The following is a 9,581-nucleotide window of genomic DNA, read 5'->3' as shown; positions in this document are numbered from 1 at the left end:
TATTTCTCCACAATATTTAAAACCTCTGTAACATCTCTTTCATCTTCTACGACAAACTTAAAATATGCTCTCTCGTAGTTTGAAAAAAAGTTAAGAGGCTCATTTACTATCCTCTGCCCTTCTTTAACACCCGAATTGGTAAGTTTTACAGAAACGTTGTAAGAAATATTCGGTATTTTATAAAGTTCCGTAGGGAAAATAGTTCCATTGGTTTCAATTTCAATAGATGGGAAAAAAGACTGAACTTTGCCTATGAGCTCTCTCAACGCCTTTTGTTGAAGGAGTGGTTCACCACCTGTCAAAACAAGATTATAAGCACTTCCACGAATTTCATGAATTTTGTTAACTATCTCACCTACTTCAAGGCTAACCCAATTATCAGCATACTCGGGGAAAGAAGAGTAAGCCGTATCGCAGAAAGTACATCGGAGATTGCATCCTCCAAATCTTACAAAAACCGAGGGCGCGCCAATGTTTGCTCCTTCTCCTTGAATGGACTTAAAAATCTCGGAGATAACTGCCTTCATTCTGTCACCTCATACTCCACCTTCTCCAGATCACCTCTCTCCATGCTCACAAAGCCACTCTGATTCGGGGTTTCGAACACTTCGGCCTCAACCCAGCTAACATTTTCAAACTCGCTCAATATAATGGAACAACAAAGAAGGGCGAGATTCTCTGCACTGGGATTCCTGTCGAGGACAACGAGCTTTTGACCAGCAGTCTTAAGCACATCAACCAGTGGATCTTTCCGATTAAGGATAACCTTGTGATCGAGGAGATTGTGTATTTTTTCTTTCAAAAGCCCGAAATCAACGAGAATGCCATCACCAGATACTTTCCCACCCATTCTCAACTTTATCCTATAACTATGCCCATGTAGGAATGCACACTTCCTGGTGTGCTCATACAAACGGTGTGCCGAATCCACTATGGTTTCCCATCTAATTTCAAACATATCACACCTCCCAGAAGTTCCTATAATTCACACCTTTTTCAAAGAACCAATTGCAAGGTGTAAACTGCAATTTACCAAACTCCGAAATTATAGAGGCATCACTTTGAAACAAGAACGGGCTGTCTGATGCTATACCTTGCAGATAAAGGTTATACCTTCTTATGAACTCCTCAATCTCACCTATCGAACTCACCTCTACTACTTGGAGGGTTCGAGGTGCCGAAAGTTCTACGAAATTTTTTGAAAAAACTACAAAAAAGTTATTACCCCTTCTTATCTCATCGAAAAATTTGAAGTTCTTGTATACCTCATATTCACTTTCATCAAAGTGAAAATCGCTCTCAGGGGGCAAAATTTTCGCAACTTCTTCAACAACATGCCACAATTCATCCCGCAGACGCTTGTTAAAAGTAAAAAGTACACGCAGAGAAAGACATCCCTTAGTATCAAAGGCAAGGTTATCCCAGGCAACTCTCTCAAAAACTCCTTTATCACCTTTTCCTTGGAGAATTCCGACAGAAAATTTAGGGCCAAAAAACCTGCCTGGCATTTCAAGTGCTTCAAAGACCTTTTGAAGACTTTCTCCACCAAAGCCTATAACAAAACGATAATTCTTAGCCCTTTCAAAAGCTATTGAGTGTTCCAGATACCCCCCCTCCATCCTCAGGAAATTACCCAGATAAGAATTCAATACCTGAGATAGATTGACATAAAAGGAGCTTTCCCTCCGTGGGTACTTAAAAAAAACTTCCCTTACTCCACTTATTAGCAAAAATGGTAAAAGTTGGAAAGGAATTACCGGAACATTTCCGGGCAAAAAAACAAAAACATTTTTAGGTCCTGAGGGATAATTTTCGAGCTTTTCATAAAAATCAAGGCAGAGCAAATAGTGTTCAATGAGAGAAACCAAAAGATTTTGCTGATATTGAACATCAGATTTTATTTTCCCAACCTTGAATCTTTCTAAAAAATCGGATAGCGCCAATCTATATTTATCTAAAAGTAAAAGCACATCCCCTCTCATCTTCCTGAACCCTTCCCAAAACGTCAAAACACCTTCCTTTTACGACAACACGGTCGGGAACAAGCAGGGCAGAAACGGTGTAGAGATTTGCAAAATCAAAAACCTTCAAAAGGCCCTCTCCTTCTGTCAAGATCTTGGCATAAGGATGTTCTTTGTAAATACCTTTGCAAACGGAGTAAAACTGAGAAAAGAGTTCAGTCATACCATACTCAGTATAAAATTCCGAGTTTTCAAAAACTAAACCAGCTAAAGAATAGAGTTCACTTCTTATATACCTTCTTTTTAAGGCCTTGTAACCACCCGTCTCGATAATTATGAGTTTCTTTGCAAACCTTACTCCTTTTTCTATCATATATTCAGATACCCTGAGAAGTTGGCTGGAGGTGAAGAAGAGAACAGAACTCTCTTCAACTTCTTCCAGGCTTCTAACAGCCTTCTCAAAATCCTCAATTTCATAACTGTCATTTAAATATATTACTTTGTATTTTTCTTCAAAAATTTTTAACATGTAAGCCAAGGAAGAACGGTTTGCTACTTTAAAATCGGGAACGAAGGAATAGATATGTTTTATGTTGAGATCAGGAAAGGATCTGAGAGCAGATATCCTGTAAAGTTCGAGAGAACGGGAATTGTAGAAAACACGAGACCTGTTTCCCGTTGTTCCACTCGATTCAAAATAGTTTTCAGGCTCACCCACAAAGATTTCATACTTCTTAAAAAACTCAACGGGAAAGAAAGGTATTTCTGAAATCTTCCTTATTTTGTCTATCCCGTTAACTCTTAAAAAATCAGCGTAAAAAGGAATTTCCCTTTTCTGAAATTCAACAATTTCAATGGCCAATTCTTCATCAAATTCTGTTGAGTCACAAATGTACTTCGCCACTTTTTCGTGGAGTTTCATTGGCTTAGAACTTCCCTAAGTACGGCGACAAAATTATCAATAATTTCCTCAGTTATCACTACAGGTGGCGTTAATTCCAAAACTTCTCCATAAGGACCGGAAGGCAGTGTTATATAACCTTTTTTAAGGAGCGCTCTCGAGATGTCAAAGGCTGAAATTCCTTTGAGTTCAATCCCTATAAGGAGGCCCCACCCCCTTACATCCACGACAAATTCTCTAAACTCCTCTTGGAGAGCTATAAGCTTTTTAATGAAGTAATTTCCTTTTGAATCTGCTTCGTCCCACAGTCTGTTTTTCTGTATGTGGTCCAGAACGTTTTTTGCAACTTTGCATATCAATGGATGGCCTAAAAACGTGCTGGTATGAATAGCTTCACCTTCTGAGACAGGCCAGGCGTCCATTACTTCTTCCCTCGCCATCATTGCGGAAATGGGGAAAGATGACGACAAAGCCTTGCCAAGGATTATTATATCAGGCTTTACATCAAAGTACTCGAAGGCAAAGAGTTTACCACACCTCCCAAAACCTGTAAAAATCTCATCAAAGGCAAGAAGAACATTGAAATCTTTTGCCATTTCCGATATCTTTTTTACAAATTCCGTCGGAAACTTCCTAATACCTCCTCGAGCTTGGATAGGTTCAAGGAGAATCATCGCTACGTTACCACTCTGCAAGTGTCTTTCAATGATCTGCAAGACCTCTTCTGAACTCTTTTTTAGCCCTGGGAATGGAACAGATATACCCCAATCTGGTATTGTCCCGCAAAAAGGCTGTCTAAATTTGGGATTAAAAGTCACGGGTAAGGTTCCTATGGAAAGCCCATGGTAAGCATTCTCAAAGGAGATCACTTTTTGTCTTCCGGTGTAAAGCCAAGCAGTCTTTATAGCAGATTCAACCGAATCGGCGCCATTTTGTGCAAGAATACCTTTATATCCACCACCTAACAATAAATTAATCCCCTCCAGAAGTTCCACTTTAGAAAGGGAAGGCAAAACGTCACCCATCCCATTGACAATATCAGCCGTGTTGATAGACTCCCGAACAAGAGGGTGATTGTGCCCAATTAGGGAAACGCCAAAAAAGGAGGTCAGGTCAACAAATCTGTTCCCATCGACATCCCACACATTCACCATATAACTCTTTTCAATAAATATGGGAAAATCGTCTGAAACATATGTGATATTCCGACACTCCACAGATTTTAAACGATTCATTAAATCTTTGGAAACCGGTCCGGGCACCTCTGTTCTTATTAGAGGAAGTTCAAAGCCCTTCATTACATTGTCTCGTAAATAAATTTTAAAACTTTCTCTACAAAATATTTGGGTGAGCCCGGAGTATTGTTCAACATAACGACATAGATATAATCCTCACCCTTCCTCGTCCTTATGTATCCCGCAAGATTAGTTACCCCTGAAAGAGTTCCTGTTTTCCCGCGAAAAATTCCGCGCAAATCCTTGTAATTGTTCGCAAGAGTCCCATCGACATTCGCAATTGCAAGCAAAGATGCAAATTCGGGGAAGTGGCTCATATTTTTGTAATGATAATAAAGTAATTGAGCAAAACCGTGGGGGGTTGCCAGATTATACCTTGAAAGGCCCGATCCATCAGCAGGTTTAAAATGGTCAGAGAGCTCGGCAACTTTAAGAAAACTATCAACTGCTGCCAACCCTTTCTCAAAACTTCCCTTCCCTCCATATAGCTCTCTACCAAGGGTCTTTAAAAAGGCCTCACCATATATATTTAAGCTGTACTTCATAAAATCCATCAAAAGAATGTAAGCAGGCTTTGAGTCGTAAATGTAAAGAGTATCAAACCTTAATGCAGGTAAATCCGTTATAATTTTGATATCTTTTACTTTAATTGAAAGAATCCTTAACAAGGAATCAACCTGCTCTTTGAAAAAATTTTCGGGCGTTATTATGCTCCTCGTAGTAAAAATCTGTTTACCTATGTCCCCTTCGAAAATTGTTATAACAGTATCACCGCGAACCATGTCATACACTTTATAACTACGGCCACCTCGAGTAAAGGATTTAAAGAACGATGTTCGGGGAAATGGAACCACTCGAGTTCCTAATCCGTTCATTTTGAAAAGCGAGATCTTCACCACGTTATTTTCTAATATAAAAGAGCTAACAGGCGCCATGTACCCCTTGGCTAAGTTGTTGAATTGCCAGCCCATCCCATATCTAACGGAGTCATACGCCCAGTCAACCAGGTAAAGCGTATCGAAACTCAAAATGCCAGCGCTTTTAATAAAAGAAAAGATTTCAAAAAGGTCCTTTACCTTTAAGGATGGATCACCACTCGCCAGAAAATAAAGATTGCCACTTTTGGAGTCTCTTAAAAGACTGGTTTTGAAAGTATAGGAGGGGCCAAGAAAATGGAGAAAAGTTGATGCAATCAAAATCTTATTAAGCGAAGCGGGAACAAAATAACTATCTCCATTGTAGCTAAAAACTTCTTGCCCCTTTCTGTCCAGAATGACGATTCCCGTAAACCCGCGTTTAGGCTTATAGTACTCAACCACATCCTTCAAATTTGTGAAGGTTTTGGGCTCATAATACAAAACCGAAAACATCAGTATTAATTTAATCATTTTTCATCCTCCTCAACAGTTCAGTCGTAGAATAGCCCTTTAAATAAGGAGCAATAACCACCTTTCCACCATAACCCTCAACAATATCCTTTCCCACCACCTCATCAGGAGTATAATCTCCACCTTTCACTATAATATCAGGCTTCAATAATTTTATAACTTCATAGGGTGTATCTTCCTCAAAAGGTATAACATAATCAACCATTTCAAGAGAAGAAAGAACGGCCATCCTGTCTTCCAATTTATTTATGGGCCTACCCTCTCCTTTAAGCTTCCTTACTGATTCATCACTGTTTACAGCAACTACAAGCAAGTCTCCCAGCTTTTTAGCAAAGTAAAGATACTCAATATGACCCCTATGAAGTACATCAAAACACCCGTTCGTGAACACAACTCTCTTATTACCCTTTAAACTATTTAATATTTCGGCCAGCTCTTCTCTCGTTTTAATTTTATCCTGTGCCATTTTGAGGATTAAATCTTGAATCTCTCTAACGACCCAATGTCCCTTCGGTAAAACATATTCTCGAAATGTATTTTTTCAATTTCACTGTAAATTCTTTCCGCCGCAGAATTAAAATCCTTATCGAGGACTACAAGGTTCAAAACCCTCCCACCATCGGTATATATCTTACCATCTATCTCCTTCGTACCCGCGTGGTAAACGAGTATATCCTTGGTTATTTTATTCAAACCGTGTATTGACTTTCCTTTTTCATAGTGAACAGGATAACCGCCGCTGGCGATGACTACGCAAACTGCAACCCGTGTATCAAATTCTACCTTTACGTCCTTTAGTTTGTGCTCCTTTGCAGACATTATAATTTCCACGAGATCATTCTTCAACCTTGGAAGTACTACCTGGGCCTCGGGATCACCGAGTCTTACGTTGAACTCCAGAACTTTAGGCCCTTTTGAGGTCCATATAAGGCCAAAGTAAAGGAACCCCATGTAGGGAATGCCTTCTCTTTTTAATCCCTCAATTGTAGGTTTTATTACTGCATTTCTTGTGATATTTTTCATTTCCTCACTGAGGAAAGGGACGGGGGAAACCGAACCCATTCCACCCGTGTTGGGCCCCTTATCACCATCGTATGCCCTTTTATAATCTGAAGCATCACCTATCCAAAGAAAATCTTCACCATCGGTCACCACGAAAACCGAGTACTCAACACCAGTAAGAAACTCCTCTATTAAAATTTTCTTAGAAGACTCCCCGAATTTCAACTCTACCATATACTCGTACAAAATGGAAATGGCTTCAGCAGGTGTATAGGCAATAGAAACACCTTTTCCCTCTGCAAGCCCATCTGCCTTGATAACAATTGGATAACTATCAAGCCCTTTTACGTATCTTAAAGCTTCTTCATAATCATTAAAAGCTTTGAAATCGGCAGTAGGAACCGCATTTCTTTTCATAAACTCCTTGGCACGAATTTTTGATGCCTCAAGAAAGGAAGATTCTAACAGAGGAGCAAAGACAAAGGTCTTAGAATTTGATTCCAAATAATTCTTTATACCTTTAGAAATAGGAAGTTCTGGACCAGGTATCACAATATCAACCTTTTCTGAATTCACAAAATTTAAAATCGATGCAAAATCGCTGATTTCTATGTTAACATTTTCTGCGTATCTTGCAGTTCCGGGGTTTCCAGGAATAACAAAAAGTTTCTCTACCAGTGGAGATTGAGAAATTTTGTGTGTAATCGCATCCTCACGGCCACCCTTTCCTATAACCGCAACTTTCATCTAAAGACTCCTTACTACTCTTCGGATTATCTTTTCCAACTTTTTGCCCGCTTCATTGGCTATTTGTAACACCTCTTCATGGGTTGCAGGAGAAGGAGCATAAGGATTTGCCACATTGGTAATTATAGAAAAAGCAAGGACTTTAATACCCATGTGTCTTGTCACGATGACTTCCGGAGCGGTTGACATTCCAACCGCATCTCCTCCGATTGCCCTCACAAAGAGGTACTCTGACGGAGTTTCCAGAGAAGGACCTTGCAAAGCCACATAAACCCCTTCTTTTAAAAAGACACCTTCTTCAAGTGCCGACTGTTTTGCAAGCTTTCTAAGTTCCTCATCGTAGGCATCGTGCATTGATGGAAAACGTGGACCAAATTCTTCCAAATTGGGGCCACGGAGAGGATTGTCAGGGATTAAATTGATATGATCCCTGATAAGCATGATATCACCGGGTTTCATTGAAGGGACAACTCCACCAGCAGCATTGGTAAGGATTAGTACCTTTACACCAAGCGGTTTTAAAACCCTAAGAGGCAATGTAGCTTCCCTTGTGGAATAACCTTCATAATAATGAAATCTACCCTTATAAACCAGTACCTTCTTACTTTCAAGTTCACCGTAAATCAAAACCCCTTCATGTCCCTCTACGGTAGACACGGGAAACCCTTCAACATCAGAGTACCTAATTTTGAAAAACTCTTTTACACCATCTGCAAGAGACCCAAGGCCAGACCCAAGTACAATTGCAGCATCAACCTTATCCACACCCTTAGATTTTAAAAGGCTCACTGCCTTGGATATAATCTCACTTTCCCTCAACGTCTCCTACCTCCCTTGATAGAAGTCTTAAATAGTATTCCATTTCGCCTCTGAGTTTCTGTAGAATCTCATACTTTCTTTTCTCCAGCCTCTGAATCTCGTCTTCCAACCGTGACCTTCTCAGAGCCACTTCCGCAATCATCTTCTCTGCCTTAACTTGAGCCTCTTTTATGATATTCTGAGCCCTTTCCTGAGCGTTGGTGATAACCTGTTCAGAAGACTGCTGTGCAAGAAACAACGCTTTTTTGAGACTCTCCTCAAGTTCTTCGTACTCTGAAAGCTTCTTTTCCATAACCATTATTCGCTCCTTAAGACGCTCATTCTCTTGGATTAGCTTCTCAAACTCATTTGAAATCATCTCTAAATATGTAAGCACTTCCTCGGGGTCAAACCCCCTAAACTTCGTTTTAAAGGTTGCTTTTCTAATTTCCAGCGGAGTAAGCCTCATCTATTTACCTCCCCAAAAATTCCCCGCCCAATCCTCAAAAGATTGGCGCCTTCTAAAATTGCATAAGGGTAATCTTCTGTCATACCCATAGAAAGCCATTTAATGGAAAACCCAAACTCCCTTTCAATTCTTTCCTTTATATCTCGCAACCTGGCAAAAGCCTCCCTACTTCTTTTTTCTTCAACGGGATAAGGGCCCACAGTCATAAACCCTGTAAGCATAAGTTTATCCCTTTTAAGGATCTCTTCTACCAGTCTATCTACTTCTTCGATTTTACAACCTGTTTTCTGAGGTTCCATTGAGGTGTTCACTTCAATAAATATTTCTAACGGTTCAGTTAATCTCCTATCAAGGGCCTCGATAAGTTCAACTCTATCAACCGACTCTATAACATTAAAAATCTTCAATGCGTGTTTAACTTTGTTAGTTTGAAGGTGCCCTACCAGATGCCACTCAATGTCCAAAGAAAGGAAAGGTATTTTAAGAAGTGCCTCCTGAACCCTGTTCTCTCCCATAACTTTAATTCCAGCCTCATAAGCCCACAGAATTTTTTCAGCGTCTACTCCCTTAGTTATTGCTTCAATCAATATATCCCTTTCGATACCATAACGTGCCTTAATTTCTCCAATATTCTCTCTTAATCTTCTTATATTTTGCTCAACTGTCTCCTTCGTGAGCACCTTCAATTACTCCTTTTAGATACTTATAAATCTCATCCTTCAAACTTTCGTCATCAACCTGTAAAAAAAGTCCTCGAAAATTTTCAAGGGGTGTGTTTTTCTTAAAAGGAGAAAGAAAAAGGCCGTACCTGTCTTTTACGATTTTTTTATAATAGCTAAGGTCTTTTTCAAGAATGTAAAAAGGTTTCTTAATATAAATTTTCCCTTTTTCAATGCGGTAAACGGTCTTTGTATAGAACGGGAGAAGTACAAGAGCAATTACTATTAAAGAAAAAATTCCCCAGAACGTCCCAAACGCAAACCAGAAAATCCCTACAGAAACCACAAATAAAATTAGAAACTTAGTTCTTCTTTTCTTATCCCTAACAGGAAGTGAATACCACTCCTTTGGTTCCGACAT

Annotated in this window: 12 protein-coding genes; all 12 read right to left on the bottom strand. The window is 39.6% G+C overall.

Annotated features, from left to right (window positions below; genetic code table 11):
* Positions 1–527, bottom strand: a 527-nt coding sequence (locus QMD82_06575) for a 7-carboxy-7-deazaguanine synthase QueE (GenBank protein MDI6851578.1), incomplete at its 3' end; no start/stop codon positions are given.
* Positions 524–958 carry a 6-carboxytetrahydropterin synthase gene (locus QMD82_06570; GenBank protein MDI6851577.1) on the bottom strand — a complete coding sequence of 145 codons (435 nt, stop codon included), beginning with the start codon at positions 956–958 and terminating at the stop codon, positions 524–526. The genes QMD82_06575 and QMD82_06570, both read right to left, overlap by 4 nt.
* 1 nt (position 959) lies before the next feature.
* Positions 960–1,982, bottom strand: a complete 1,023-nt coding sequence (locus tag QMD82_06565) for an acyl-CoA reductase (GenBank protein MDI6851576.1) — start codon at positions 1,980–1,982, stop codon at positions 960–962.
* Positions 1,951–2,883 carry a hypothetical protein gene (locus tag QMD82_06560; GenBank protein MDI6851575.1) on the bottom strand — a complete coding sequence of 311 codons (933 nt, stop codon included), beginning with the start codon at positions 2,881–2,883 and terminating at the stop codon, positions 1,951–1,953. Before QMD82_06560 ends, QMD82_06565 begins: the two co-directional genes overlap by 32 nt.
* The gene (locus QMD82_06555; protein MDI6851574.1) at positions 2,880–4,160 is read right to left on the bottom strand and encodes an aspartate aminotransferase family protein; all 1,281 of its coding nucleotides are present in this window, start codon (positions 4,158–4,160) and stop codon (positions 2,880–2,882) included. The genes QMD82_06560 and QMD82_06555 overlap by 4 nt, the downstream gene beginning before the upstream one ends.
* Positions 4,160–5,485 carry a D-alanyl-D-alanine carboxypeptidase/D-alanyl-D-alanine-endopeptidase gene (dacB, locus tag QMD82_06550; protein ID MDI6851573.1) on the bottom strand — a complete coding sequence of 442 codons (1,326 nt, stop codon included), beginning with the start codon at positions 5,483–5,485 and terminating at the stop codon, positions 4,160–4,162. Before dacB ends, QMD82_06555 begins: the two co-directional genes overlap by 1 nt.
* A complete protein-coding gene (gene rfaE2, locus QMD82_06545) occupies positions 5,478–5,951 on the bottom strand; it encodes a D-glycero-beta-D-manno-heptose 1-phosphate adenylyltransferase (GenBank protein ID MDI6851572.1) in 474 nt (157 codons plus the stop codon). The genes dacB and rfaE2 overlap by 8 nt, the downstream gene beginning before the upstream one ends.
* An 8-nt stretch (positions 5,952–5,959) precedes the next feature.
* Entirely contained in the window at positions 5,960–7,234 is a 1,275-nt protein-coding gene (gene purD, locus QMD82_06540) for a phosphoribosylamine--glycine ligase (protein ID MDI6851571.1), read from the bottom strand.
* Positions 7,235–8,053 carry a purine-nucleoside phosphorylase gene (locus tag QMD82_06535; protein ID MDI6851570.1) on the bottom strand — a complete coding sequence of 273 codons (819 nt, stop codon included), beginning with the start codon at positions 8,051–8,053 and terminating at the stop codon, positions 7,235–7,237.
* Entirely contained in the window at positions 8,040–8,501 is a 462-nt protein-coding gene (locus tag QMD82_06530) for a DivIVA domain-containing protein (protein MDI6851569.1), read from the bottom strand. The genes QMD82_06535 and QMD82_06530 overlap by 14 nt, the downstream gene beginning before the upstream one ends.
* Positions 8,498–9,181, bottom strand: coding sequence for a YggS family pyridoxal phosphate-dependent enzyme (locus QMD82_06525; GenBank protein MDI6851568.1), 684 nt, complete (start codon positions 9,179–9,181; stop codon positions 8,498–8,500). Before QMD82_06525 ends, QMD82_06530 begins: the two co-directional genes overlap by 4 nt.
* Positions 9,159–9,581 (bottom strand): hypothetical protein, encoded by a 423-nt coding sequence (locus QMD82_06520; protein MDI6851567.1) that lies wholly within the window; start codon positions 9,579–9,581, stop codon positions 9,159–9,161. Before QMD82_06520 ends, QMD82_06525 begins: the two co-directional genes overlap by 23 nt.

The sequence above is a fragment of the bacterium genome (genome assembly GCA_030019025.1).
In the GTDB taxonomy this organism is placed as follows: Bacteria; Hydrothermota; Hydrothermia; order UBA1063; family UBA1063; genus UBA1063.
The sequence above is the reverse complement of the archived record's forward strand: the minus strand, read 5'-3'. Positions and strand labels throughout refer to the sequence as shown.

Excerpts from the sequence above, each read along its gene's own strand:
- QMD82_06570 (MDI6851577.1), bottom strand. The coding sequence starts at position 958 with ATGTTTGAAATTAGATGGGAAACCATAGTGGATTCGGCACACCGTTTG.
- QMD82_06565 (MDI6851576.1), bottom strand. The coding sequence starts at position 1,982 with ATGAGAGGGGATGTGCTTTTACTTTTAGATAAATATAGATTGGCGCTA.
- QMD82_06560 (MDI6851575.1), bottom strand. The coding sequence starts at position 2,883 with ATGAAACTCCACGAAAAAGTGGCGAAGTACATTTGTGACTCAACAGAA.
- QMD82_06555 (MDI6851574.1), bottom strand. The coding sequence starts at position 4,160 with ATGAAGGGCTTTGAACTTCCTCTAATAAGAACAGAGGTGCCCGGACCG.
- dacB (MDI6851573.1), bottom strand. The coding sequence starts at position 5,485 with ATGATTAAATTAATACTGATGTTTTCGGTTTTGTATTATGAGCCCAAA.
- rfaE2 (MDI6851572.1), bottom strand. The coding sequence starts at position 5,951 with ATGGCACAGGATAAAATTAAAACGAGAGAAGAGCTGGCCGAAATATTA.
- purD (MDI6851571.1), bottom strand. The coding sequence starts at position 7,234 with ATGAAAGTTGCGGTTATAGGAAAGGGTGGCCGTGAGGATGCGATTACA.
- QMD82_06530 (MDI6851569.1), bottom strand. The coding sequence starts at position 8,501 with ATGAGGCTTACTCCGCTGGAAATTAGAAAAGCAACCTTTAAAACGAAG.
- QMD82_06520 (MDI6851567.1), bottom strand. The coding sequence starts at position 9,581 with ATGTCGGAACCAAAGGAGTGGTATTCACTTCCTGTTAGGGATAAGAAA.